The sequence below is a fragment of the Marinobacter litoralis genome (assembly GCF_003336705.1).
GTDB lineage: Bacteria > Pseudomonadota > Gammaproteobacteria > Pseudomonadales > Oleiphilaceae > Marinobacter > Marinobacter litoralis.
This window is the reverse complement of sequence record NZ_QMDL01000001.1, coordinates 204,919-231,597: the sequence shown is the minus strand read 5'-3', so window position 1 is coordinate 231,597 and position 26,679 is coordinate 204,919. Positions and strand designations below refer to the sequence as shown.

General features: G+C 54.7%; 18 protein-coding genes and 1 pseudogene. 2 read left to right on the top strand and 17 right to left on the bottom strand.

Annotation, left to right across the window (positions count from 1 at the left end):
- Positions 1-59 precede the first annotated feature (59 nt).
- A complete protein-coding gene (gene plsB / locus DOQ08_RS01080) occupies positions 60-2,531 on the top strand; it encodes a glycerol-3-phosphate 1-O-acyltransferase PlsB (protein ID WP_114333062.1) in 2,472 nt (823 codons plus the stop codon).
- Between the two features lie 29 nt (positions 2,532-2,560).
- Here the strand turns inward: plsB and DOQ08_RS01075 are convergent, their stop codons facing one another.
- From DOQ08_RS01075 to cysM, 9 genes are all read right to left on the bottom strand, one after another.
- Positions 2,561-3,385 (bottom strand): class I SAM-dependent methyltransferase, encoded by an 825-nt coding sequence (locus DOQ08_RS01075; protein WP_114333061.1) that lies wholly within the window; start codon positions 3,383-3,385, stop codon positions 2,561-2,563.
- A gap of 18 nt (positions 3,386-3,403) precedes the next feature.
- Positions 3,404-4,111, bottom strand: coding sequence for a tRNA (adenosine(37)-N6)-threonylcarbamoyltransferase complex dimerization subunit type 1 TsaB (gene tsaB / locus DOQ08_RS01070; RefSeq protein WP_114333060.1), 708 nt, complete (start codon positions 4,109-4,111; stop codon positions 3,404-3,406).
- A gap of 32 nt (positions 4,112-4,143) precedes the next feature.
- Entirely contained in the window at positions 4,144-4,797 is a 654-nt protein-coding gene (gene adk, locus DOQ08_RS01065) for an adenylate kinase (RefSeq protein WP_114333059.1), read from the bottom strand.
- A gap of 227 nt (positions 4,798-5,024) precedes the next feature.
- The gene (locus DOQ08_RS01060; protein WP_114333058.1) at positions 5,025-6,395 is read right to left on the bottom strand and encodes an HDOD domain-containing protein; all 1,371 of its coding nucleotides are present in this window, start codon (positions 6,393-6,395) and stop codon (positions 5,025-5,027) included.
- A 63-nt stretch (positions 6,396-6,458) separates the two neighbouring features.
- Positions 6,459-9,104: a phosphoenolpyruvate carboxylase gene (gene ppc, locus DOQ08_RS01055; protein WP_114333057.1), complete on the bottom strand. Its 2,646-nt coding sequence runs from the start codon at positions 9,102-9,104 to the stop codon at positions 6,459-6,461.
- An 81-nt stretch (positions 9,105-9,185) separates the two neighbouring features.
- The gene (mazG, locus tag DOQ08_RS01050) at positions 9,186-10,025 is read right to left on the bottom strand and encodes a nucleoside triphosphate pyrophosphohydrolase (protein ID WP_114333056.1); all 840 of its coding nucleotides are present in this window, start codon (positions 10,023-10,025) and stop codon (positions 9,186-9,188) included.
- Entirely contained in the window at positions 10,022-12,259 is a 2,238-nt protein-coding gene (gene relA / locus DOQ08_RS01045) for a GTP diphosphokinase (protein ID WP_114333055.1), read from the bottom strand. Before relA ends, mazG begins: the two co-directional genes overlap by 4 nt.
- Positions 12,260-12,326: 67 nt before the next feature.
- Positions 12,327-13,685: a 23S rRNA (uracil(1939)-C(5))-methyltransferase RlmD gene (gene rlmD, locus DOQ08_RS01040; RefSeq protein ID WP_114333054.1), complete on the bottom strand. Its 1,359-nt coding sequence runs from the start codon at positions 13,683-13,685 to the stop codon at positions 12,327-12,329.
- A 28-nt stretch (positions 13,686-13,713) separates the two neighbouring features.
- Complete coding sequence (gene cysM / locus DOQ08_RS01035; protein ID WP_114333053.1) at positions 13,714-14,607, bottom strand: cysteine synthase CysM; 894 nt, start codon at positions 14,605-14,607, stop codon at positions 13,714-13,716.
- Between the two features lie 158 nt (positions 14,608-14,765).
- Between cysM and DOQ08_RS16130 the strand changes: the two are divergent.
- Positions 14,766-17,629 (top strand): annotated as a pseudogene (locus tag DOQ08_RS16130) (ATP-binding protein).
- A gap of 5 nt (positions 17,630-17,634) precedes the next feature.
- Here the strand turns inward: DOQ08_RS16130 and pdxJ are convergent.
- The 8 genes from pdxJ to DOQ08_RS00990 form a co-directional block, all read right to left on the bottom strand.
- On the bottom strand, positions 17,635-18,369 hold the full coding sequence (pdxJ, locus tag DOQ08_RS01025; protein ID WP_114333052.1) for a pyridoxine 5'-phosphate synthase: 735 nt from the start codon (positions 18,367-18,369) through the stop codon (positions 17,635-17,637).
- A complete protein-coding gene (gene recO / locus DOQ08_RS01020; protein ID WP_114333051.1) occupies positions 18,366-19,106 on the bottom strand; it encodes a DNA repair protein RecO in 741 nt (246 codons plus the stop codon). Before recO ends, pdxJ begins: the two co-directional genes overlap by 4 nt.
- Before the next feature lie 7 nt (positions 19,107-19,113).
- A complete protein-coding gene (era, locus tag DOQ08_RS01015) occupies positions 19,114-20,031 on the bottom strand; it encodes a GTPase Era (protein ID WP_114333864.1) in 918 nt (305 codons plus the stop codon).
- Entirely contained in the window at positions 20,031-20,720 is a 690-nt protein-coding gene (gene rnc / locus DOQ08_RS01010) for a ribonuclease III (protein WP_114333050.1), read from the bottom strand. The genes era and rnc overlap by 1 nt, the downstream gene beginning before the upstream one ends.
- The gene (locus tag DOQ08_RS01005) at positions 20,717-21,103 is read right to left on the bottom strand and encodes a DUF4845 domain-containing protein (protein ID WP_114333049.1); all 387 of its coding nucleotides are present in this window, start codon (positions 21,101-21,103) and stop codon (positions 20,717-20,719) included. The genes rnc and DOQ08_RS01005 overlap by 4 nt, the downstream gene beginning before the upstream one ends.
- Positions 21,104-21,129: 26 nt before the next feature.
- A complete protein-coding gene (gene lepB / locus DOQ08_RS01000) occupies positions 21,130-21,912 on the bottom strand; it encodes a signal peptidase I (protein WP_114333048.1) in 783 nt (260 codons plus the stop codon).
- A gap of 17 nt (positions 21,913-21,929) precedes the next feature.
- Positions 21,930-23,732: a translation elongation factor 4 gene (gene lepA / locus DOQ08_RS00995; RefSeq protein ID WP_114333863.1), complete on the bottom strand. Its 1,803-nt coding sequence runs from the start codon at positions 23,730-23,732 to the stop codon at positions 21,930-21,932.
- A gap of 102 nt (positions 23,733-23,834) precedes the next feature.
- Complete coding sequence (locus DOQ08_RS00990; protein ID WP_114333047.1) at positions 23,835-26,558, bottom strand: bifunctional diguanylate cyclase/phosphodiesterase; 2,724 nt, start codon at positions 26,556-26,558, stop codon at positions 23,835-23,837.
- Positions 26,559-26,679: the final 121 nt, after the last annotated feature.

Below are 26,679 nucleotides of genomic sequence, written 5' to 3'. Positions count from 1 at the left end.
TCGCCCTCGCGACAACCCGTTAAACTTGGCCACTGTTTCCAGGTCCGGAGTTACATCTTATGCGATTTTATCAGGGCATTCGCAGCCTGATCCTGTGTTTTTTCCGCAAAATCCTGTTTTTATGGGTTCGCACAGACGTCAGCGGCAACACATTGGAAGATCTCGGGCTCGATCCTGAAAAACCCGTGTGCTACGTCCTCCAGTACAGTTCGTTGTCGAGCCGATTGGTTTTGGAGCAAGAAGTGATTCGGGCCAAACTGTCCGGGCCAGCCCCTGAACTCCCGGTCAAGAACAGCTCTACCCATTCGTTCTTCTTTCTTTACCAACGGGTGGGCGGCTTGTTCAGGGGCGGCAGACAAAAACCCGTGCCTACCAAAGAGTTCAGTGAGCTCGTCAAATTCGGGGTAAAGCACCCGGAAAAAGACGTGCAGATTGTCCCTGTATCACTCTTTTGGGGGCGTTCTCCCGACAAAGAAAAATCGCTGGTCAAACTCCTGCTTTCCGATACCTGGTCCGTTGCCGGCCGACTACAAAAAATGCTTTTGATCCTGGTTCACGGCCGCAACACCTACGTTCAGTTCAACCAACCGTTGTCACTTAACAAAGTCGTAGACGAGTACCGCAACAACGAAGAAAAAGCCCGGCGTAAACTGGGCCGCATTCTCCGCACCCATTTCCGGCGCGTACGCCAAGCCGTTCTGGGGCCGGATTTATCCCATCGCCGCACACTGGTTGAAGGGCTACTGCGCACCCCCGCAGTGAAAGAAGCCATACGGGAAACTGCCGCCAAAGAAGACATCGCACCTGAAAAAGTCCGTGCACGCGCATACAAATACGCCGACGAGATTGCCGCCAGCATGTCCATTGTGACCATCCGTTTTATGGAACGGGTGCTCGCCTGGCTCTGGAACCGCATCTACAACGGCATTGCGATTAACAACATTCAGGTTGCCAAAGAAGTCGCACAGGACAGCTCGGTTGTTTATGTGCCCTGCCACCGCTCCCACATCGATTATCTTCTGTTGTCTTATGTCCTTTACAAGAACGGGTTGATGCCCCCCCATATAGCGGCAGGTATCAATTTGAACATGCCCATCGTCGGCCCGATTCTTCGCCGTGGTGGTGCATTCTTCATGCGCCGAAGCTTCAAGGACAACCCGTTGTATGCCACTGTATTCAATGAGTACATGCATGTGATGTTCACCCGGGGTTATTCGGTTGAGTACTTCGTAGAGGGTGGCCGTTCACGAACCGGACGCATGCTGCCGCCGAGACCCGGCATGTTGTCGATGACCGTGCGCAGCTTTCTGCGCGACAACCGGAAACCGATTGTTTTTGTGCCCGTCTACATCGGTTACGAGAAGGTGATGGAAGGCCGCTCCTATCTCGGTGAGCTGCGCGGCAAGAAGAAGCAAAAAGAAAGCGTGTTCGGGCTGGCCAAAACGGTCCGCAAGCTCAGCAACTCGTTTGGCCGGGTTTCCTTGAACTTCGGCGAGCCTATTCCGCTGGCTAACGTGTTAGACGATGTGCGCGGCACCTGGCGCGAAGAAGCCTACGATCCCGAGTACCGGCCAGACTGGCTGCCTGATGCGGTATCAGAACTGTCTCAGCGGGTAGCGGGCAATATCAATGCGGCAGTCGCGGTCAATCCGATAGGCATTACCGCAACCGTTTTACTGGGCACCGAGAGAATGGCGATGGACGAAGGCCAGCTGGTGCGCCTAATGGACCAGTTTGCCAGCATGCTGAAAGCATTCCCATACGCCGACACCGTGACATTACCTGAAGGCGATGCAAAAGACTGGCTGACCTACTGCGAGGGCATGGGGCTGATTAACCGCTTGCCTCAAAAGCTGGGTGATATCATTTCATTGGAAGGCTCCAACGCCATCCTGATGACGTATTACCGTAACAACATTCAGCACCTGTTTGCCCTTCCGGCACTGATTGTCAGCCTGTTCGAGAACAAGGCCTGTCTGCGTCGCGAGAAAATCGTCTTCCTGGCGAGCGTTGCCTACCCTTACCTTCAGTCGGAGCTTTTCCTCCGCTACACACAAGACGAAATCGAAACCATCATCCACCAGTGGATTGACGTGTTGATCCAGCAAGGCCTGCTTGTGGCTCTTGAAGAAGACAAGCTCAGCCGGCCCGAAGAGGGCACTGAATCGATGTTGCGCGCGCGCATTCTGTCACGCTTTGTCATTCAGACCCTTGAGCGCTACCACATCGCTCTGGGCATCCTGCGTAAATACGGCTCGGGCAAACTGACTGCGGCCGAACTGGAAGAACAGAGCACGCTGCTGGCTGAGCGAATGTCGATCTTGTTTGGCCTGAACGCTCCGGAATTTTTCGACAAAACCCTGTTCCGCAGTTTCATCGCGAACATGCAAAAGAATGAAGTACTTATTGCAGACGAAGATGGTCGGCTATGTTACGGAGAGGGGCTGGATGAAGTCGCTGAAGATGCGCGCTTGGTGCTGAGCGTTGAGAAACGCCAGGCGATTCAGCAAATCACGATGATGGACGCCTGAACAACAAACCCTGCCGGGATGGATCAGATTCAGCCCGGCAGGGCTTTTAGCGGATAAATATCGTAACGACTGCTTTTGCCTTCCACCTGCGTTGCAGGTTTCGGCCCTGCCACTGACGGAGCCTTACGGGGCCGCTTAACCACCACCCGGTAGCGAGCCGCTGACAACGCGGCCTCCAACAATTGTTCCGAATCGTCATCATCGCCGACCACCTGCCGGAACACCTGCATTTCTTTCTTCACCAAGGCCGATTTATCACGGTGCGGAAACATTGGGTCCAGATAGACCACGTCCGCCACTTCGGCACCGGACTCCCGTAGCCAGTCCACAGAATTGCCGGTTTGCAAATCCATACGTTGCACCACGGCGGCACATTCCGCATTTAACGCGGCTCGTGCCAGACCGTCGGCCAACAACGCATGAATAACCGGATTACGCTCAAACAGCGTCACTTTGCAGCCCAGTCCTGCCAGCACGAACGCGTCTTGCCCCAAACCTGCAGTGGCGTCGAGCACGTGCAACTCCGATTTGGTTTTCTGCAAGCCCACCGCGCGGGCCACCAGCTGACCGGTGCCTCCCCCATGCTCGCGCCGATAACCCATCTTGCCCGTCACGAACTCGGCCCTGACAGGGCCGGGAGCGCCTTTCCCGGTTAGCTGAAGAGCCAACCCTTGGTCATCCATCATCAGCAACACAGGAAAGTCCCTGACAAGCTTTGGCTTCACTAAGCCCAGCCAAGTCAGTCCCAGTTGATCGGCGAGATTCCTGGCGCCCTGGTTGTCTCCCAACGGGGTACAACCCACGGCAACAATGTCTTCCAGAGAGATGGAATTTACGGGTGAGCTATCAGCCATGGCAATGGTCTCCCGAGACTATTCCCGCCCCGGGAGCTTCTTCCAGGTGACTTCATCGCGGACATACACTGGCTGTGCCTGCTCCGCAGGAACTGCCTGACCCGCATGAAATTCGGGGATCGCCAAGCGAGCGACATGAGCCGCCCTCGGCACGAGAGAGAGATCAACGGAGGCCATACGAGTTGCTACAGCCTCCGGCATGTCACTTTGAAACTTCCAGCCTTGACCTGCACCAAACCAGGTGCCGGTTATATCGTCCGACTCGGTCAGGCTGACCTTATCCGGATGACACACCCGTTCGTCGCCCTGCAAAACAGGCAGGCCGCCCCGGCAGGCAAAGGTCGCCCAATACACCTCACTCATACGTGCATCGAACGCGACCGCAACACCGCTACCGTCGGATAACTGATGCTCTTCAATCGCGTTAAGAGCTACAGCCGCCAATGAAGATACCGGTACAACCGGCAAATCGAGCCCCCAAGCCAAACCTTGAATAACTCCGGTGGCGATGCGTAATCCGGTAAACGACCCCGGCCCACGAGCAAAGGCTAAGGCATCCAGATCGGAAGGTTTCAGCCCCTGTTCGGCGAGCAGTTCGCGCACCATGGGCATTAAAAGGCGGGTATGGCCACGAGGGGCCAGTTCAAACCGCTCGGTAATCTGGCCATCGAGCCACAAAGCGGCGGAGCAGCCTTCGGAAGACGTATCCAGTGCTAACAACTTCACAGATCAGGCCTCCGCGGCTACTCCGGTTTCAGTTACTTGAGTTGTGACAGGATCTGGTCGCGAATGCTGTCCAGGCTGCCAACACCTTCCACGCGAACGTACTTAGGCGCATCTGCAGGAGCCTTCTCAGCCCAGCCCTGATAGAAACCGATCAGCGGTGCAGTCTGGTCATGATAGATGCCCAGGCGCTTACGCACAGTCTCTTCTTTATCGTCTTCACGCTGAACCAGATCTTCACCGGTTTCATCGTCTTTGCCGGCAACCTTGGGTGGATCGTATTTCACGTGATAAATACGGCCACTGCCTTCGTGAACGCGACGGCCAGATAGACGGCTAACAATTTCTTCGTCGTCTACGGCGATTTCCACAACGTAATCGATATCAATGCCTTGATCCTTCAGCGCTTCAGCCTGAGGAATCGTGCGCGGAAAACCATCCAGCAGATAGCCGTTTTTGCAATCCGGCTGCTGAATGCGCTCTTCAATCAGCGCGATAATGATGTCATCAGACACCAAGCCACCGGAAGCCATCACTTCTTTCACCTGCTTGCCCAGCTCAGATTCCGCTTTAACGGCAGCGCGCAGCATGTCACCGGTCGAGATCTGGGGGATATCGAACTGGCTGGTGATAAATTGGGCTTGAGTGCCCTTGCCCGCACCTGGCGCGCCTAGCATGATGATTTTCATAACGTTGTACTCCCGTTGTCTTAAATTGTCGTGCGAAAAGTTGTTGCAAAAACCCGAGTTTTTGCGACAACCTCTCCAGAATCGTAAGGCGGTTTCAGCAGGCCCAGACGAGAATCGAGGCCGCATTATACGAACTCAGCCCCTGCAGAGAAAGTCGACCTCTGTATCATCGCGTATTTTAAATAGATGCAAAGTGGATATAGCTGGCTTGAGCAAGGTCGTTTGGCTCAAGAAGACAAGGAGGATGCGAGCACATCCAAGTCGGAAGATACTTGCTCTACGTCTTGTTTCACCCGTTCCAGATCGGTTATGTCCAACCCTAACGCGGCAACCAGAGCCGGCACATCATCGGCATTGAACTCATCACCAATTCCTTGCTCTTTCAACACCGCATTAGCGAGTTGAACCATCACCACATACTCTTCATGGTCGCCGTTGTATCCAATATGTTGGTGCATGCCGGCCGCTTTGATTACAGGTTCTGGCAGCTGCCAAAGCCGATGCAAGATACCACCGATCGCGCCGTGACCCACGGAAAGAATATCTTCCTGTTCGCTGTGCCCCAGAACTTCCTGCTCCAACGCTTGCAGGCTGGCTTTGGGGTTAATCTCTCTGAGCGCGTTCAGCTCGTCGAATTCGGTCGGAAACAGATGCCCGATCAACAATAAACCGAAATTGTGCAACAGCCCACACAGATAAGCCAAACCTTTATCATGCCCGGCTCGGGCAGCCAAACCCTGGCAGAGGAAGGCACAGTACAACGAATGTCGCCAGAAGTTGTCCATCCCCAAGGGCCCGTTGCGCGGCACATCAAAGGCCTGGACCGAGGCAATCCCCAGCGCTATATGGGCCACGCGATCAAAGCCCAGAACTCGCGTCACAGCCTCTTGAACCGTATTGACCTGACCGGGGTAGGCAAACAAAGCGGAACGGGCATACCGCATGATCTGTGCCGTCATGCTGGGATCGAACTCGATCAGCTCCGACAGCTCCTTCGCCGAAGCCTCTGGGTTGCCAGTCAGCCGGAGAATGCGCAAGGCCAGGGCGGGCATCGGAGGCAAACGGTAAAGCTTCTGGAGCTTGTCGGCCACCTGCTCGAGCGTTAAGGCTTCACGCTCACCCACACCCTGACCATGGATCACCAGTCGCCCTTCCCTTGCGCCCGCCAGCGCAAGTCTCAATGAGCGTCCATCCATCTCAAGCAATGAATGATTCGCCCCGCCAGTAAAAATCACCGTATCGGCAGTATTGACGTCTTCATCCACCAGCACAGGAATCCCCCATGCCGCGCCCAGGGGCGGCACAAAGCCGGGCGCACAATCACCGAACAACCGGCTTATCTGGCGGGCGGTCAACGGCTTCAGGCGTCGCCCGGTTAGTTGCTGCACCGAGTCCAAATCCGGCGCACTGTCAAACCGGTGCACAGCCATCACCACTCCGGTCATGTCGATCAGCATAGTGGCCTGAATAAAGTCGTGCTGCGATCGCCCTGACGCAAGCACCAAGGCATCCAGACTGTTGGCGGGTTCGGTTTCAATGAGCCGATAGGCAATCCCTTTTCGGCTCAGAAAATGCGCCAGTTTCTCTACCACTGCCAACAGTGCTTACTCCTTTGATGATCACAACTGATATAGCGCCACAACCTCGCTCTCTTTGGAGAGTTAACCCGTGTTACGCATGCCCGCGGAGATACCGGCCATTGTCACTTTAAGAGCCCGCTCGACCAACTCGGGCACATTGGTTTTGCCCTCACTCTCCCGATCTCGGCGCAGTAGCTCGGCCTGAAGGTAGTGCAATGGGTCGGTATAAGGATTCCGAACCCGCATAGAGTGGGCAAAGACCGGCTCTTCCTCCAGAAGACTTTTTTGCTCTTTCAGCTCAAGCAAACGCTCAACGCAACCCTGCAAGCGCCCTCGCAAGTTAGCACCGAGGGATTTCAGGGTGTCGTCCTGCACAAGGGTCTGTTCATAATAGGTCGCTATTCGCAGATCTGCTTTGGCCAACACCATTTCCAGCATATCTACGTAGGTTTTAAAGAACGGCCATCCCTTCATCATTTCCCTCAGTTCTGGCAAACGATTTTGACGCGCAGCTTCTTCAAGCGCGAGATCACTGCCCAACCAACTCGGCAGCATCAAACGCATCTGAGTCCAGGCGAAGATCCAGGGAATAGCACGCAAGCTCTCGACACCGCCAGTAGGTTTGCGCCGGGCAGGACGGCTACCAAGGGCCAACTTACCCAGCGCGGTTTCCGGTGTTACCTGACGGAAATAAGGCACGAATTCCGGATTTTCCCGCACCACATCGCGATAAGATTTGAGCGAGATGCTGGTCAGCCAGTCCATCACTTCCCGCCAGCTTTCCTTGGGCACCGGAGGCGGCGCCAACGTCGCCTCGACCACAGCCGTGGTATAAAGTGTCAGGCTTTGCACCGCCAGCTTGGGCAAGCCGAACTTGAAGCGAATCATCTCGCCTTGTTCGGTGATCCTGAAACTACCATTCACGGAGCCGGGGGGTTGCGACAGGATAGCCCTATTAGCAGGACCACCACCCCGCCCAACCGTACCGCCACGGCCATGGAACAACGTCAGATGCACGCCATATTGGTTGGCCACCTCGGTGAGTTTTTCCTGTGCCTGGTACTGCGCCCAAGCCGCCATCATTTGACCCGCGTCTTTGGATGAATCTGAATAACCGATCATCACTTCTTGCCGGCCCCGGCAATACTCGCGGTACCAATCTACCTGATATAGCGCAGCCATAGCATCCGGCGCGCCTTGCAGGTCGCTAAGGGTTTCAAACAGAGGCACAACCCGCATGGGAAACTGCATGCCAGCTTCCCGTAACAGCAAGATCACACTGAGCACATCCGACGGCTGACTGGCCATGGAGATCACATAGGAACCCAGCGCTTCCGGGGTCTGCCTGGCAACCACTTCACAGGTCGCCAACACTTCCTTAACTGCTTCGGACGGCTGCCAACCACGGGGCACCAGTGGCCGGCGCCCTTGCAACTCCCGCAACAGGAATTCTTGCCGCTCGGATTCAGGCCAGGATGTGTAATCCCCCATGCCCAGATAATCGACAATCTCCGCCACTGCCTCGGCGTGGCGGGCGGCTTCTTGGCGGATATCCAAACGAATCAGAGGCAGCCCGAACGTATGCGCCCGGCGAATCGTGTCCAGCAGCGGACCATTGGCAATGTGTTCCAAACCACAATCCACCAACGACCGATAACAAAGTTCCAGCGGTGCCGTCAGATCCTCGTTTTCAAACAGAATGCCTGTATCGTCGGCGGCTTCGCCTTTGGCGCGTGCGGCTGCCCAATCGCGGGTTTTGATTAACCGGTCACGTAACTGCCCCAAGACAATCCGGTATGGCTCCCGCGAGTCACCCGCCAGTGCCTTCAATTCATCACTGCCCTGCCACATAGACAATTCGGCACGTAAGGCTTTGATGTCTCGCAAATAAAGATCAGCCGCCATCCAACGGCCGAGCAAGAAGACTTCCTGGGTCACTTCATGGGTAACATTCGGGTTACCGTCGCGGTCCCCGCCCATCCATGAAGCAACCTGAACCGGCGTAGCCTCAATGGGAAGACCTTGACCAGAAACATCTAGCAGTGACTTGTCCAGATTGCGCAGGAAGCGTGGCAATGCCTCCCACAGGCTATTCTCGATCACCGCAAAACCCCACTTGGCCTCATCGACAGCTGTGGGGCGCTCGTAGCGAATTTCGTCGGTGTGCCACGCCTCAGTAATCAACTGGGACAGACGGCTCACAATGTCGTCGCGTTCATCGGGTAGCAAGTCGCTGTGATCCAGCTTCTCCAGGCAATCCGACATCTCGTCATACTTCATGATCAAGGTGCGGCGAGCCACTTCGGTGGGATGCGCGGTGAGCACAAATTCTATGTGCAAATCCGCTACCTTCTGGTGCAATTCTTCGGGTGCAACACCGCCAGCCTTCAGGCGTTCGAACACTTCGGTAAGCGATTCCACCGTCAGGTCCGATGCATGGCCCTGTTTGCGACGAATCCCGTGGTACTGCTCTGCCAGATTGGCGAGGTTCAGAAACTGATTAAACGCGCGGGTGACAGGAAGGAGCTCATCGTCACTCAACTGACCCAGCAAGGTCACCAGGCGCTGTCCAGAACCGCTTTCCTGGAGCCGGTCGGCTTTGGCAGCAGCCCGAAGCTCCTCTATTCGATCGTAACAGTCTTGCCCGGGAAATCGTTGAATGCTCTGGCCCAACAATTCCCCCAGTAAACGTACGTTTTCTCGCAAGTCAGGATGCAGTTCAGTCACGTGGAGTTCCTTTTAAATGAGCAGAAACAATCTGAACTTACGATACTAAGGATTCGCCAAAAACGCTATCAGGCCTTAGGGTTAGCCTTTTTCAACGCCTTTGACTTGCTGCCAAATGGCATCCAGCGCCTCAAGACTCTCGCTGTCCAGATCTCGCCCTTGTTCGCGCAGAATACGCTCAATGGCCCGAAATCTGGCATCAAATTTCCGGTTGGTTCGCTCCAGTGCCTGCTCGGGATTCACTTTCATGAACCTGGCCAGGTTCACGCACACAAACATCAGATCACCGAGCTCGTCTTCGACGGCATCACGATCCCCCGTGCCCGCTTCTGCCGCTTGCCAGGCTTCTTTCAACTCATCAATTTCTTCATGCAATTTATCGAACACCGGCGTTATGTCGGGCCAGTCAAAGCCATGGTTGGAGGCACGCTTTTGCAACTTTTCGGCTCGAGCGATGGCCGGCAAGGTGCGGGCGATGCCATCAAGCCGGCTAACCGGCTCGTTGGTTGCAGGCTTACTTGCCCGCTCTTCGGCTTTAATTCGCTCCCAACTGGCTTTGATCCAGGCCTCGTCCGGGCGATTGTCCGGGTCGATTCGACTGTCCAGAGTACCGTCCGGAAACACATGCGGGTGCCGGCGAATGAGCTTACGGACCAAGTGATCAACGATGGCATCAAAGTCAAAATGGCCGTCTTCTTTGCCAATTTGTCCGTAAAAAATCACCTGAAACAGCAGGTCCCCCAGCTCATCTTTCAAATGCGGAAAATCCTCTCGGGCGATGGCATCGGCCACCTCGTAGGCTTCCTCGATGGTATGGGGCACGATCGTGCTGTAGGTTTGTTTGGTATCCCACGGGCATCCGGTTTCCGGCTCCCGCAGGCGCGCCATGAGGGTTTTCAAATCATCGATCGAATAACTCATGAGCGCTTTCGCCTTACGTCGATAATGTTCGGCAAGTTACGCACCTGAGCCAGCAAACGAGCCAGCTGTTCAAGGCTGGAAATTTCCACCGTAACCCGCATGGTGGCGGTATTTTCATCTTTATTGGTCTGTGTTTGCAGCGACAGCACGTCACACTTGGAGTTCGAAAACACTTGGGTGATGTCCCGCAACAAACCAGACCGGTCGTAGGCTTCAATCTCGATCTCGACCGGATAGACCGCAGCCGGCTGGCCACCCCAGTTAACCTCGATGATGCGGTTGGGCTCAAATTCCTGAAGGTTCAGGTAGGTGAGGCAATCTTGCCGATGCACGGTTACCCCGCGGCCAACGGTGATGTAACCGCCAATGGGATCGCCGGGTAACGGTTTACAGCAGTTGGCCACTTGTGTCTTTAGATTGCCTACCCCCCGAATCTGGATATCGGAGTCTGTGCTGTAACCGCTTTTCCGGGCCGGGCTAAATTTCAAGTCCAGCTGTTCGGTTTTCGGCTCCAACATCTGCTGGGCCACGTTCGCTACGTGAGACGGCCTTAAGTCACCGGCACCAATCGCCGCAAACATATCGTCAGAGGAATGGTAGTTAACCCGTTTTGCCAGATCCGTAAGATTCAGGTCATAAAGCGACAATCGCTTGAATTCATCTTCGAGGATCGCTCTGCCATCGATGATGTTACGGCCACGATCTTGCTGTTTGAACCAACTGGTCACTTTCGCGCGGGCACGGGAAGTTTGTATGTACCCCAGGCTCGGGTTCAACCAGTCGCGACTGGGCGCAGGGTTGTTCGAGGTCAGGATAAAGACCTGATCGCCCGTTTTCAGCGGATAGGTCAGTGGCACTATCCGGCTGTTAACCCGCGCGCCACGACACGAGTGACCGATTTCCGTGTGAACGCGGTACGCAAAATCGACCGCCGTTGCCCCTTGAGGCAAATCCACCACGTGGCCTTCCGGTGTGAATACGTAGATTCGGTCGGGCACGAAATCCGATTTTAGGTGGTCGGCCAACCCGGACAAGTCGCCCAACTCTTCCTGCCATTCCAGAACCTGACGCAGCCAATTTATCTTGGCATCGTAACCGCTCGACTTGTTGTTCGTATCCGTGCCTTTGTACAACCAATGGGCACAAACGCCCAGCTCGGCTTCTTCGTGCATCGCATGGGTACGAATCTGGACTTCCATCACCCGCCCTTCTTCGCCCACCACGGCAGTATGCAGCGATTGATAGCCGTTCTCTTTCGGGTTAGCGATGTAGTCGTCGAACTCATTCGGAATGTGCCGCCAAAGCGAATGCACAATGCCCAGCACCGCGTAGCAGTCCCGCACTTCCGGCACCAGAATGCGCACGGCCCGAACATCGTACACCTGCGAGAAATCGATACCCTTCCGGCGCATTTTTCGCCAAATACTGTAGATATGCTTGGCACGCCCACTGAGTTCGGCCTCAATGCCGGAGGCTTTCAGCTCGGTCTGCAGGGTTTCAAGTACGCGGCGAATATAGCTTTCACGATCCAGCCGCTTCTCGTCGAGCAAGCGGGCAATCTTTTTATAAGCGGTGGCATGCAGGTAACGGAAGGACAAATCCTCCAGCTCCCATTTGATGTGCCCGATGCCTAACCGGTGCGCCAGAGGCGCATAGATATCGAACACTTCCCGAGCCACTTTCATGCGCTTTTCGGGGGTGGTGTCCTTGATCGCCCGAATCGCACAGGTACGCTCCGCCAGCTTGATCAGAGCAACCCGAACGTCGTCGATCATGGTAACCAGCATCTTGCGGACGTTATCCAGCTGCCCTTCACTCTGCCCCAAGACGTTACCTTTGAGGGGGTGGTGAATCGAGGAAATCGCAGCCATCTGCTGGACACCGTTAATCAATCCGGCAACTTCATCACCAAATTCTTTACGGATTTCTTCCAGCTCTACCCGTTCTTCCCGCACGGCGCGGTACAAAACAGCGGCCACCAGACTGGCCTGATCAAGGTGCAACTCGGCCAGAACCTGCGCCATCTCCAGGCCGGTATGAAAACTGTTAGCACCAGGCGCCCATAAACGGTCTTCACGGAACGCTTCCAACGCTATTCGGTCGGCCTTTTCACAGGCCAGGCGCAACTGATCCGGATTTTCCAAATGGACCTGTTCCGCAATACGTTGAACCCAACGGTCAATATCGACCTGACCGTCGCCGGTTACCCCGTAATCTTCCCTAACTTTAACCATAGCAAGGACTTACCTGATGCTGGCCCGGTGTTTCTGGAACTACCCTGATCGCAGAAAACCGGACACTTCAAACTTTTTTACGCTTGTCGCGCTCGAACAAGGCGATCGACTCAACGTGAGTGGTGTGCGGGAACATGTCCATCACACCCGCACGAACGAGACGGTAACCATTGTTCACCATAACCCCGGCATCTCTGGCCAGGGTTGCCGGATTGCACGACACATAGACGATCTGATCCGCACCGAAAGCCGTCAGGTACTTACAGATGTCTTCCGCACCGGAGCGGGGCGGATCAATCAGGATTTTATCAAAACCCTCTTTGGCCCAGCTTTGATCGGTGAAGTCGCCGTGCAAATCTGCCCCGAAAAACTCCACGTTATCCAGACCGTTCAGCTTTGCGTTTTCACGGCCGCGAACCACCATGGCATCGTCGCCTTCCACGCCAACAACCTGCCCACCCTTACGGGCCAGCGGCAAGGTGAAGTTGCCAAGGCCACAGAACAGATCCAATACCCGCTCACCGGGCTGTATATCGAGCCATTCAACCGCACGGTGCACCATCTTGCCGTTGATACCCGCATTCACTTGAGTGAAGTCCATCGGATGGAACTGCATGGTCAGGTCAAACTCTTCCATGCGGTAGCTCAAGCGCTCGTCATCGCGACCGGAAGACTCGGGCCAGATGCGGTGAACCGTATCCGGGCCTTTTGGCTGCAGATAAATATGCAGATCATGGATCTGACCGAAGGCGATCAGTTTTTCCTGATCTTCCGGCACCAGCGCATCCATGTTGCGGAACACCATGGCCGCATGATCATCACCACACGCCACCTCGACTTGCGCAATCCGATCGAACGCTGCCATGCCGTGCAACAACTCTCGTAGCGGCATAATCCGCTCGCCAATGCGGGGATCCAACACGACGCACTCATCGATATCGGTCAGGAAGCTGTTGCGCTTCTCGCGGAAACCAACCAGCACAGACTCACGGGCTTTTACGTAACGAACACCCAAGCGAGCCTTACGGCGATACCCAAGCGTGTCCGGTGAGCGCATGGGCTCTACCCAATCTTCCGGCTCAATACCGCCAAAGTGCGCGAAGTGCTCACGCAGAGTATTTTCCTTAAAGCGTATCTGAGCATCGGCACTCATGTGCTGAAGACTGCAACCGCCGCACAAGTCGGCAAATTTACACGGTGGTTGCTGGCGATCCGGAGCCGCTTCCAGCACCTCCAGCGTACGCAACTCATCAAACTTGCTGCGGCTGCCCACCACTTTTGCCATAACTGTTTCGCCCGGCAAACCGCCGTCAACGAACTGAACTTTGCCATCGGCACGGGCAATACCCCGGCCATCGTGGCCAAGGCTTTCAATTTCACAACGCACGGGCTCTTGCGGCAGAACCTTACGGCGGCGTCTACTCATATCAATTAGTCTCTTGTCAGTTTCCGGCTTATGCGCTCGGGAACACACCGGTGGATAAATATCGGTCTCCGCGATCACAAATAATGGCTACGATTACAGCGTTTTCAACCTCTCGGGAGAGCTTGAGCGCGGCCGCAATGGCACCACCAGATGAAACACCGCAAAAAATTCCTTCCTCTTTGGCGAGGGCCCGCATGGTGTCTTCCGCCTCTTGCTGACCAATGTCCAGCACGGAATCCACTCTTGCGGCGTCGAAAATTTTTGGCAGATAAGCTTCAGGCCAGCGCCGAATGCCCGGAATAGAAGCACCGTCTTCCGGTTGCAGCCCGACGATCTGCACATCCGGATTACACTCTTTAAGGTAGCGGGACACGCCCATAATGGTGCCGGTGGTCCCCATGGAGCTGACAAAGTGGGTCACGCGGCCTTTGGTCTGTTCCCAAATCTCTGGCCCGGTAGTGCGGTAGTGGGCCAACGGGTTGTCCTGATTACTGAATTGGTCCAGAACCTTGCCTTTACCTTCGGCTTCCATACGAATAGCCAGATCCCGGGCGCCTTCCATTCCCTCTTCCCGGGTAACATTGACCACCTCGGCCCCGTAGGCGCGCATAGATGCCCGGCGCTCCTCACTCAGGTTATCCGGCATAATCAGTATCATTCGATACCCCTTGATGGCCGCAGCCATTGCAAGGGCGATCCCGGTGTTGCCCGACGTTGCTTCGATCAAGGTATCACCGGGGCTGATATCACCACGGCGCTCCGCTTCCTGAATCATGCTGATGGCTGGTCGGTCTTTCACCGAGCCCGCAGGATTGTTGCCTTCCAGTTTCGCCAAAACGACGTTACTGGTATCACCCGGCAAGCGTTGTAAACGCACTAACGGGGTGTGGCCGACATAATCTTCAATAGTGGGGAAAGTCATATTGAAACCCTGTGATACACTTTCGGGTTCGAATCATACTCGCTATAGCCGCTATGTCCCAATACAGCTTATCGCTATATCCATGACCTCTGGCTATAAATGAGTAACGTGCCTTCTCCGGCATCGCCGGGGACTCATGAGAATAACAGGAACAAGATATGCGGCGGTGGGGCATTCGCAAAAAAGTCTTGGTGGTAACTCTTGTTCCCACCCTCGTCACAACGCTACTGCTGGGGCTGTTCTTCACCCACAGTTGGATAAATAACATTGAAAGCCTGCTTCATGACCGTGGCGAATCCCTCTCTCGCCAACTGGCAGCAGGTTCCGAATACGGTCTGTTTACGGCCAACCGCAGTCTGCTCAGCAGCCTCTCCAACGCCTTGCTGGAAGAGCAAGACGTTCGCTCGATCTCTTTCTTCACTCCAGAAGGCAAGCGACTTCTACACACTGGTCCCGGTAGTTCCGAAGAAATCCCCACAAGCGCCTTTAAGCCCGATCAAGAAGTTAAACTGACCCTCAATCACACCACGCGCTTTATCAACCCTGTTCACCTGCAGGACCTGAGCATCGAAACTATGATCGACCCGGAGGCGCGCTTAACCGCATCTCGAGCGCAGAACCCATTGGGCTGGGTGATGGTCGAGATGTCTCACACCCGCACCGAAAAGGAAACCTACAAAGCCTTGTTGATTTCACTGCTGATGATCATCGGCGGCGTTTTCCTGAGTATGGGTATTGCCATGCGCCTGAGCCGCGCTTTCACCGACCCGGTGTTCCAGCTAAACGAGGCTGTGGCATTACTTAAAGAAGGCAAGCTGGAAACCCGGGTGTATACCGGTGCAGGGCCGGAGTTTGAGCAGCTGGAATCGGGCTTGAATGACATGGCTTCGGAACTCGGCAAGGCACAAGCCGAAATGCAGCAGAACATCGATCAGGCTACCGAAGACCTTCGGGAAACCTTGGAAACCATTGAAATCCAGAACATCGAACTGGACTTTGCCCGCAAGGAAGCCCTCGAAGCCAGCCGGATCAAATCCGAGTTCCTGGCCAATATGTCCCATGAAATCCGCACGCCGCTCAACGGCATTATCGGTTTCACGGAACTGTTGCTAAAAACCCCGCTGCCTCGGCAACAGCGGGATCATCTCAATACCATTCGAAAGTCGTCTGAGATTCTTCTCACCATCATCAACGACATTCTCGACTTCTCTAAAATCGAGGCCGGCAAGCTGTTACTCGACAGAGTGCCCTTCCCGCTTCGCGATATCGTCGAAGAAGTAATGACTATGCTGGCACCGGCGGCACACGCCAAAAATCTCGACTTGGTGCCCTTGGTCTATAACGATGTACCTGACCACATTGTCGGCGACCCATTACGGGTGAAACAAGTCATCACTAACCTGGTCAACAACGCCATCAAGTTCACGCAAACCGGTGAAGTGGTGCTGCGCGCAAGTCTTGAGGAAGAAGATCCCGAGAACAACCGCGTCACCTTGCGCTTGAGCATCACCGACTCCGGAGTGGGGTTATCCCGTGCCCAACAGCAATCCCTGTTTAACGCCTTCAGTCAGGCAGACGCTTCGACAGCTCGCCAGTATGGCGGTACCGGCCTGGGGCTTGCGATTTCCAAGCGCCTGGTAGAAGAAATGGGCGGCGAAATCGGGCTAAAAAGCGAGCTGGGCAAAGGTTCAACTTTCTGGTTCACACTTACGCCGGAACTGTCTTCACCCGCCGACAACAGACCCCCCAAGGAAGCGTTGCGTGGCGAGCGTGTATTTACCTTGAGCAGCAAAAAACCACCGGGCTTGCGGTTGAACACTTGTTGCGGGACTGGGGCATGGTGGTGGACCGGGTGTCATCGCCAGCAGCTTTACAGGAGCACGTCGAAGAAGCTCAACTGCACCAGGAAGGCTACGCCGCCGCGATCGTTGGCATCACACGCCACTTGTTGAACTCGAACCAGTACGGCAACTTGCTACGCGCGCTGGAAGTGGAAAGAGACTGCCGAACTCTGCTTTTAACCCCCACTCTGGAAACACTCGACACGCCGCTTTCAGGTTTGTCCAGCGGCCACCTGACCAAGCCGATTTGCCGGGATTCTCTTTACGACGAGCTACTGGCACTGATACACGGCATCCGCACGGGCCACCGTGAAGACACACCGGTGTCGATACCGGAACGCAATCAGGTGAAAGCACCCCGCATCCTGGCGGTAGACGATAACGAAGCCAACCTGAAACTGGTCATGACGCTGCTTCAAGACTGCAAAATCAATGCAGAAGGCGCGTCCAGTGGCTTCGAAGCTCTGACGAAGGCTCGTAAAAAGCCGTTCGATTTGGTTTTCATGGACTTGCAAATGCCGGGCATGGATGGTGTTGAAGCGACTGCACGTATTCGGGATTTGGATTCTGACACCCATTACACCCCAATCATCGCTCTAACCGCACACGCCTTGGCAGATGAGCAGGAACGGCTTTCACAGCAGGGGTTCGACGGTTATATGCCCAAGCCGATCAGTAGCCGCCAATTGAACGAGCTGGTGCGCGAATACACCGGCTATGACTGCAAAGCCTCCGGTACATCCTTCAAAATATCCGAAATCCGGGACACCGGACGCATCCTTCGCCCGTCAAATCGCCGCATACAACAGGATTGCATGAGCATTGGCGAAAGCATTCAGCTGGCTGCGGGCAAAGCAGATTTGGCCGAAGAGCTGTTCAGCATGCTGCTGGAACAACTGCATTCAGACGCGCCCAAGATTCAGGCTCTGTGGGATGAAGGTAATCATGAGGAATTATTGGAGTGCATCCACAAGCTGCACGGGGCAACCCGGTATTGCGGCGTGCCGGAACTGAGAGCCGCCGCCAACCGGTTTGAAACCGCGCTAAAATGCAAAGCGGCGGACCGCGAAATTCTGAAAGATCAACTCACCTGTGCGATCGACCGCTTGCAGAACTGGAGCGAGCAAACCGACTGGCAATCGCTGTTCCGTGAACAACAACGTCAGCCGGAAGCCTACTAAGCGATTCAGGCCCGCGCGCGATCTAAAATCGCGCGCATGTCTTTCACCGCGTCTTTCAGTCCTGTGAACACGGCTCGGGCAACAATGGCGTGCCCGATGTTCAACTCATTAATGCCGGGAATAGCCGCCACTCTTTCCGTATTGTGGTAGTGCAGGCCATGCCCGGCGTTCACGATCAACCCTTGTTGACGAGCGTAGGCAACCGCGTCTTCGAGGATCTTCACAGAAGCTTCAGCCTGCGCCGGCGTTTCCGCTTCGGCGTACTCGCCCGTATGGAGCTCAATCACAGGTGCACCGCAACGGACAGCGGCATCTATCTGAGCCCGGTCCGGATCAATAAACAACGACACTTCTGCCCCGATGTTCGCCAATCGCTCACACGCTTTCGCGACTCGATCTTCCTGCCCTACAACATCAAGCCCGCCTTCCGTTGTCAGCTCTTCGCGCTTTTCAGGTACCAGACAGACACACTCCGGCTTCACCTGTTCGGCAAACGCCAGCATGGCGTCGGTCACCGCCATTTCCAAATTCATTTTGGTCTGCAAAACGTCCTTCAGCAGCAAGACGTCACGATCCTGAATGTGTCGGCGATCTTCCCGCGGATGCACCGTGATTCCATCTGCCCCCGCCTCTTCGGCGACCAACGCGGCCTGTACCGGGTCGGGATAGCGGGTTCCCCGCGCCTCTCGCAAAGTGGCCACATGATCAATGTTTACACCAAGCAACACTCTGGGGTTCATAAGGTTCTCTCTGATGAAGAAACGGAATGACTGAATAAACTTCGGCTGTGCAGCGGCTTTCCCTGCAGCAGAAAATCGACAAGTACACGCATCACGCGCTTAGCTGTTCGACGCGCCGACTCATCGCTGTAATCATCGCCAGCCAGCGCAATCAAGGCTTCCCCTGGCAGTCGCCCTAAACGAGCGTCAGCACCACTGGCGGAGACAATTCCTTGAGTAGGATCATAACCATAATACCGTCCAACCTCTACCGGGCTTCCGGTATCGGTGGTCTGATCCCATGAAAAATCGTACCCCAAAGCCGCGGCGAAGGCTCTCTCGAAGCGCCGCAATATCGGCTCGACATCGCCGTTCACCTTAACGCCTGCCAAAGCTTGAAGACTCTCGATGTAACAGGCAAACAACTCCGGATGGGGGTCTGCAGCAGGCAAAACACGCTGCAACAGTTCGTTGATGTACAACCCGCTATACAATGCTCGGGTTTGACTTAAGCGGGGGGCCTCTCGAAGCTCCAGCTGCACCAGCGTTTTGAGATCGCTTTTACCCGTCCAGTCAATCAACAAAGGCTGGAACGGTTGAAGCTGAGCTTTCAGGGGGCTTTTAGCGCTGTTGCCACCACGGGCAATAACGCTCATACGGCCATGGTTCAAGGTGAAGATATCCACCTGCAACGTGGTTTCCCGCCATGGCCGCCGATGGATGACGTAAGCGGGCTCTTGTTGCACCGCTCCTCTCATATCAACCTCAGAGGTCGTTCATGCCCAGGCTTTTCAGGGCTCGGTCGCTGTCGGCCCAGCCACGCTTAACCTTGACCCAAAGTTTGAGCATGACTTTGGTATCGAACATGCGCTCCATATCAATCCGAGCTTCCTGGCCGATCTGACGCAACCGAGCGCCCTTGTCGCCGATGATAATCTTTCGCTGACCGTCACGCTCAACCAGAATCAGCGCAGAAATGTGAAGGGTCTTACCTTGTTGCTTAAACTCTTCAATTTCCACCGCAACCGAATAAGGCAGCTCTGCGCCCAATTGGCGGGTAATTTTTTCCCGCACCATTTCTGAAGCCATGAAACGCTGACTGCGATCCGTAATCTGATCATCCGGATAGAAATGCACACTCTGCGGCAGGAAACGACCGACGGCTTCTTCCAAAGGTTCCAAATTGGTCTCCCGCAGCGCGGACAACGGAATAATTTCGGCGAAATCCCGCTTTGCGGCCAAGCTTTCAAGGTGTGGCAGCATCAATTCACGCTTTTCCAGCTTATCAACCTTGTTGATGGCCAGAATAACCGGGCACTTAACCCGCTCCAGCTTCTCCAGAACCATCTCATCAGCGGTGGTCCAGTTCAATTGGTCAACCACGAACACGACAACGTCAACGTCCACCAATGCGGAGGTCGCCGCTTTGTTCATATAACGGTTAATCGCCCGCGGCTCTTCCTCATGCATGCCCGGCGTATCCACATAAATCGCCTGCACGTCCCCTTCGGTCTTGATACCCAGCACCTGATGGCGAGTGGTTTGGGGTTTACGTGACGTGATGCTGAGCTTCTGCCCGAGGATGTGGTTCAACAGTGTCGACTTACCCACGTTGGGGCGCCCGACGATTGCAACAAACCCGCAACGGCTGTTCGGATTGTCCGGGGTGGTAATATCGTTCATCATGAATTCTCCACGCCCAGCTTCTTGAGGGCACTGCGGGCGGCTTGTTGCTCAGCAATTCGGCGACTGCTGCCGGTGCCAGTGGTTTTACGGTCCAGCGACGACAATGCGCACGTAACATGGAACGTCTGATTATGGGCTTCGCCTTCCACCGAGATCACTTCGTACCGCGGTAACGGGAACTGGCGCGATTGCAGATATTCCTGCAACCGTGTTTTCGGGTCTTTTTGGGTATCCTGTACATCCAGACCTGCAAGCCGCTCGGTAAACCAGCGCAATACCTGCTCTCGGCAGGTATAAAAATCGCTGTCCAGATAGATGGCTCCGATGATCGATTCCACCGCATCGGCCAGAATAGACTCTCGGCGGAAACCGCCACTCTTGAGTTCTCCCGACCCCAGCCTCAGGTACTGCCCCAACTGGAACTCGCGGCCGATCTCGGCAAGGGTAACGCCTTTTACCATACGGGCCCTGAGACGACTCAACTGGCCTTCGCGGGCGGCTTCGAACTTCAAAAACAGGTGTTCGGCGATCACCATATTGACGATGGAATCGCCAAGAAATTCCAGACGCTCATTGTTCTGGTTGCCAAAGCTTCGATGGGTAAGCGCCAGCAACAGCCGTTCAGGGTCTTTGAACTGATAGCCGATGCGGCGCTGGAGTTGATCAAGATCTGGTTTTGAACTCACTTGCCTTTAAACTCATACTCGTGTTGAAAGTGAACGACGGTGTCGACACTGCCAAATAGATTGTTGCGAACCTCATAATCAACGTTTATGAGCACCCGATCGCCGTCCTTATCAACAGTGATATTCTTGGCATCAAAACCGCGTACGTTGTTCACGCTTAATTGCTTGTTGATGACTCCCCGCACCTGAGCTGGCCCCATTTCGGAAAGGCCGTCGATGTTTTCAAGGTTTTCGAGGGCTTCCTGAATCGTGTAATCATCAAGATAAGCCGGCCCCACTTTAAGAGCAAACGTCAGCAAACCGGCAAAAAACAGGGCCACGATCATCATCGTCAAGCCACTGCCTTGCTGGTACTTCATACCTGCGGGAAATCCGTTCTTCATACGTGTTCGCTCCGAAATCTTCAAATTCATTCTATGCCACCCACTCGATCAAAAGATGGCAAACTTGTGAAAGATTTCCAGTGCATCCAGATACCGAAGGCCTTGCCGACCACCAGCTCATCCGGAACCGTGCCCCAGAAACGACTGTCGTTACTATTATCCCGGTTATCGCCCATCACAAAGTAATGTCCTTCCGGAACCGTCCACTCGCCCTCTCCCGAGCCAGACACTCGCCCCATGGTAAGGTAGATATCATGCTCGACACTGCCCATGGTTTCACGCCAGCGCTCCATCGGAGGCAAGCGCGCGACAAAATCCCGAGGCACCGGCTCATCATTGATAAAGAGCTGCTTGTTACGGTACCGAACGGTATCGCCCGGCAAACCGATCACCCGCTTGATGTAGTTGGTTACACCGTCTTCAGGGAAGCGGAACACCATGACGTCGCCACGTTCCGGGTCGCCGATCTCGACAACTTTGGTACCCGCCACCGGCAACCTCAGGCCATAGGCGTATTTGTTCACCAATATGAAATCGCCTACTTCCAGCGTGGGCAACATAGACCCTGATGGAATCTGAAACGGCTCAATAAGGAACGAACGCAACACCAAAACTACGGCCAATACCGGGAAAAAAGAGCGGCTGATATCAATCAGCCAGGGCTCTTTGGGCTCTTCCGGACTGTTCGCTTCGGCTTGTTCGCTCGCGTTGGCAAGACGACGTTTTCTCAGAAACAGCTTGTCCGCCAGCCAAACCACACCCGTCACAAAGGTGAGAACAACCAATACCAGTGGAAAATCAATATCCATCGGGCGCCTTAGTTTTATTAATTATCGACTTTCAATACAGCAAGAAACGCTTCCTGAGGCACCTCAACATTACCCAGCTGCTTCATGCGTTTTTTGCCTTCCTTCTGCTTCTGAAGCAGCTTCTTCTTACGACTGACGTCACCACCGTAACACTTGGCCGTTACGTTTTTGCGTAAGGCTTTGACGGTCACCCGAGATACTACCTGGGTACCTATGGCCGCCTGAATCGCAATATCAAACATCTGACGCGGGATCAGCTCTTTCATCTTCTCGATCAGCTGGCGCCCCTTACGGTGCGCCAGATCACGGTGCACGATGATAGCGAGAGCATCAACACGCTCACCGTTGATCAATACGTCCAGTCGCACCAGATTCGCTTCCTGGAAACGCACGAAATGATAATCCAGCGATGCAAAGCCCCGGCTTGCGGATTTTATGCGATCGAAGAAATCCATCACCACTTCGGCCATCGGCAACTCGTAGCTGAGCTGCACCTGAGACGACATAAAGTGCATGTTTTTCTGAACACCGCGCTTTTCTTCGCACAGAGCAATGACGTTGCCCAAATGCTCTTGGGGTACCAGAATGTTGGCCTCGACGATCGGCTCGCGCATTTCTTCAATCGAGCCAATATCCGGCAGCCGGGACGGGTTGTCTACCGACACCGTCTCACCCTGTTTGGTCACGACTTCATAGATAACCGTAGGTGCTGTGGTGATCAGGTCGATGTCGTATTCCCGCTCCAGCCGCTCCTGGATGATTTCCATGTGCAGCATGCCCAGGAAACCACAACGGAAACCAAAGCCCAGAGCATCGGAGTTTTCAGGTTCGAAGAACAGAGACGCATCGTTGAGGGTCAGCTTTTCCAGCGCATCCCGGAAATCGTCATAATCATCGGCACTCACCGGGAACAAGCCCGCATACACCTGAGGCTTAACCTTCTGGAAACCCGGCAACATCGGGGTTTCTTCTGCGTATTTCTGATGCACAATGGTGTCACCCACCGGCGCACCGTGAATATCTTTGATGCCAGCGACCACAAAGCCTACGTCGCCCGCTTCGAGAATATTGGTATCGGTGGGCTTAGGGTTAAAAATCCCGACCTTGTCAGCGTTCCACGCCTTGTTGGTCGATTTGATAACGATCTTGTCGCCCTTGCGCAGAACACCTTCGATAACACGCACCAGCGACACAACGCCCAGATAGTTATCAAACCAGGAGTCGATGATCAGAGCCTGAAGCGGTGCACTACGATCGCCTTTAGGCGGTGGAATCTTCTGAATCAGATCCTCGAGGACATCTTCAACGCCCAAGCCACTCTTGGCGCTGCAGCGCACGGCATCCTGAGCTTCAATACCAATGATATCTTCAATCTCGGCAGCCACCCGCTCTGGCTCTGCCTGCGGAAGGTCCATTTTGTTCAGTACCGGAACAACCTCCAGCCCCTGCTCCAGCGCCGTATAGCAATTAGCCACTGATTGAGCCTCTACGCCCTGGCCGGCATCCACAACCAGCAGCGCACCTTCACAGGCATACAGAGAGCGAGAAACTTCGTAAGAGAAGTCCACGTGCCCCGGTGTGTCGATGAAGTTCAATTTATAGGTTTCGCCATCTCGAGCGGTGTAGTTGAGCGTTACACTCTGGGCTTTAATGGTAATGCCCCGCTCTCTCTCGAGATCCATGGAGTCAAGCACCTGAGCGGCCATTTCACGCTCGGTCAAACCGCCACAGCTTTGAATGAAACGATCCGCCAGCGTGGATTTACCGTGGTCGATGTGGGCAATGATGGAAAAGTTACGGATTCGGCTCAGTTCAGTCACAGACAATGATTACTCATATAAGACATAGGATTGAGCCCGGTATAGCCGCTACGGGTCCGGGAACGGCGTGATTTTACCGGTATCCGGCCGCTATTGCCATGATCAGGAAATAAGCGGCTTCTCATATTGGCGAATCAGGAACCCGATAAGGGCATCTTCATCCAGCGGATAGCTGAACAAATTGCCTTGGCTTTGAGCACAGCCAGCGGACTTCAAAAAGGCAAGTTGTTGTAACGTTTCAACACCTTCGGCCACGACCGTCAGGTGTAATTTGTGCGCCAGTGCGATAACGGCCGACGCGACATCGGTTGCACTGACGTTGTAGGGGATATCACGAATAAATCCGTGATCAATCTTGATAACATCCAGAGGCAGCTGTTGCAGTGCAACCAAAGAGCACGACCCCTTGCCGAAATCATCCAAAATCAGGCAAACACCGAGATCATTCAGAGATACCAGCAATTCTCGCAGCATTCGAGGATCTTCATTGAGCAGTTCCGCCGGAAGCTCCAATTCGATTCGATCCGCAGTAACACCGGTTTCGGTAATCACTCGCCGAATCAAGTCCAAAAAGCCCGTATCGGTGATCTGGCGAACCGAAAAATTAACTGCCATTTTAAGGGATTCAAAGCCCGCACGCTCCAGCGCCTGCACCTGAATACAAGCTTGTCGGAACGCCTGCTCACCCAACCGGATGATCAATCCGGTTTCCTCGGCCAGATTAATAAACTGCTGCGCGGGCACCAACCCCTTCTCGGGGTGATGCCAACGCAAGAAGGCTTCCACGCCGATCACCTTCTGGGTCACTAAATCCACCTTCGGCTGGTAATGCAGCACAAAGCGGTCTTCTTGCAGCGCTGTCGCCAACTCTTCCTGTTGTAGCATGCGACGCGCAGCCTTGATATTCATCGCCGGGGTAAAGAACTGGTAGTTATTGCGGCCCATTTCTTTGGCCCGATACATGGCCAGGTCCGCATATTTCATGAGTGTACCCACGTCTTCGCTGTCGTGAGGAACCATGGTAATACCGATACTGACAGTCACACCTACGTCGTGATCGCTCAGCCGTATCCTTTGGCACAATCGCCGCAAAATCGTTTCCGCAACTTTGCCCGCGGCGTCGGTTCCACTCACCCGGGAAAGCAGCACCACAAATTCATCGCCACCGAGGCGAGCCACAGAATCTTCTTCCCGGACACAGCCCTGTAGCCACTCCGCCACCTGCCGAAGCAACTCATCGCCGGCATCATGCCCCAAGGTATCGTTGATCCGTTTGAACCCGTCCAAATCCAGATACATCAAAGCAGCCGGTTCTCCGCTTCGACGGGACCGTTGCACAACGCTATTCAGGCGATCACGAAACAACTGCCGGTTGGCCAAACCGGTTAAGGGATCGAAAAAAGCCAGCCGATGCAATTCCGATTGCGCCGCTTTTAACTGTGTCAGGTCGCGCAAGCTCAACACGACCCCGCTCACCCCGGGCACGCCGAGCATAGACGTGAAGGTGCCTTCCATGTCGCGGCAATGTCCGTCGGCATCATTGACACGAGCCCGCACCACAGGCATTTGTTTACCCGGAGAAGACACGGCATCTTTGAAGGCCTGCCGCAAACCCGCCCAATCATCGGGATTGACCAATGACTTGAAGTCCAGTTCCGAAACCCGGTCCGGATCAAAACCGAGAATGTCCCGGGCGGACGGGCTCGCATACATCGGGTTACCCGCCCGATTCATGACCATTGTTACGTTTGCCGCACCTTCGGTAATCGCCCGATATCGGCCCGCACTGACCTGAGCGCCCAAACGTGACCGCACCAGAGCGAGCACAAACAGATACATCAGAACACTGATGGCCAATCCCGCGCCTAGCACAATAGGAGGACGCGGGTCCGAGGCCAGATAGTCAAACGCGGGGGTAGAACGCGTTTGCAATAGCCATTCTCGACCACCATGAGAGACGGTTTGACTGAGTTCGAAACTGAACTCGTTATCCAGCGACCCCAGGTTAGAGCCATACATGAGGGTGTTCCGGGAAACGACGGCGGCATCGTATATGCGCACATCAAGGAAGGGCGAAATCAGGCCGACAATGCCATCCAGCAGGTTATTCATGCGAAAGGCACTGAATACATAGCCGGCAAGCATCATCCTTCGTTCTGCTCTGACACTCGGGACGGCACCGCCCTGATAAACGGGGTAGTACATAAGGAAGCCCGCCTGATCTTCGGCCAAAGCTTCCTGAACCAACACGACCTTACCTGTTACCATGGGTTTGGCATCATCCCGAGCCCGCTCCATGGTCACCCGGTGGATAGGATCACTAAAGGCGTTATAACCGAGGGCGCTCAGATTTCGCTCGGTACCGGGCTCAAGGTACACCATGGGGTAATAATACGGCCCCGTGCCCAACGGTTTTACCAAATATTTATACACCCCTTCAGCCCGGACAAAGGCAATGTGGTCCGCCATTTGTCGAACCCCAATCCTCTGTACGTAACCGATCCCTTCTATTCCGGGGTAATAACGGTTGATATCGACTTTCTCAACGTACTCACGCCACTCATCACGACTGACTTCGCCTTTAACCGCGAACAGGCCGGCACTGCCAGCCAACACCTGTTCGTAGTTAAGCAGGCGCTCTTCAATGGCTGTTTTCAGCTGCAGAGATTGAGCCCGAAACTTGGCTTCAGCACGTTCTTCGACCAAGCGAATGGACACCTGCCAAAGCAATATAGTGACACAAACAGAGACGATGAAAACGAGCAATGCCAACCAGGAATTGCGCAGCTTAAGCAGTTGGCGGAGGGATAATTCCTTATTTTTCATATTGTCACCGGGTCCATCCCATGACCTAGGGTTCGAGAATATCCGGCGAGTATAGCAAAAGCTCCCGGGCATGTCGTGACACACCCGGGAGCCAGTGCACAGCTTTGACTAACAGGCTAAC

What these genes read in the sequence shown, in the direction of transcription:
- plsB (WP_114333062.1), top strand. Translation starts at nt 60, where the DNA reads ATGCGATTTTATCAGGGCATTCGCAGCCTGATCCTGTGTTTTTTCCGC.
- DOQ08_RS01075 (WP_114333061.1), bottom strand. Translation starts at nt 3,385, where the DNA reads ATGGCTGATAGCTCACCCGTAAATTCCATCTCTCTGGAAGACATTGTT.
- adk (WP_114333059.1), bottom strand. Translation starts at nt 4,797, where the DNA reads ATGAAAATCATCATGCTAGGCGCGCCAGGTGCGGGCAAGGGCACTCAA.
- mazG (WP_114333056.1), bottom strand. Translation starts at nt 10,025, where the DNA reads ATGAGTTATTCGATCGATGATTTGAAAACCCTCATGGCGCGCCTGCGG.
- relA (WP_114333055.1), bottom strand. Translation starts at nt 12,259, where the DNA reads ATGGTTAAAGTTAGGGAAGATTACGGGGTAACCGGCGACGGTCAGGTC.
- rlmD (WP_114333054.1), bottom strand. Translation starts at nt 13,685, where the DNA reads ATGAGTAGACGCCGCCGTAAGGTTCTGCCGCAAGAGCCCGTGCGTTGT.
- cysM (WP_114333053.1), bottom strand. Translation starts at nt 14,607, where the DNA reads ATGACTTTCCCCACTATTGAAGATTATGTCGGCCACACCCCGTTAGTG.
- pdxJ (WP_114333052.1), bottom strand. Translation starts at nt 18,369, where the DNA reads ATGAACCCCAGAGTGTTGCTTGGTGTAAACATTGATCATGTGGCCACT.
- recO (WP_114333051.1), bottom strand. Translation starts at nt 19,106, where the DNA reads ATGAGAGGAGCGGTGCAACAAGAGCCCGCTTACGTCATCCATCGGCGG.
- era (WP_114333864.1), bottom strand. Translation starts at nt 20,031, where the DNA reads ATGAACGATATTACCACCCCGGACAATCCGAACAGCCGTTGCGGGTTT.
- DOQ08_RS01005 (WP_114333049.1), bottom strand. Translation starts at nt 21,103, where the DNA reads ATGAAGAACGGATTTCCCGCAGGTATGAAGTACCAGCAAGGCAGTGGC.
- lepB (WP_114333048.1), bottom strand. Translation starts at nt 21,912, where the DNA reads ATGGATATTGATTTTCCACTGGTATTGGTTGTTCTCACCTTTGTGACG.
- DOQ08_RS00990 (WP_114333047.1), bottom strand. Translation starts at nt 26,558, where the DNA reads ATGAAAAATAAGGAATTATCCCTCCGCCAACTGCTTAAGCTGCGCAAT.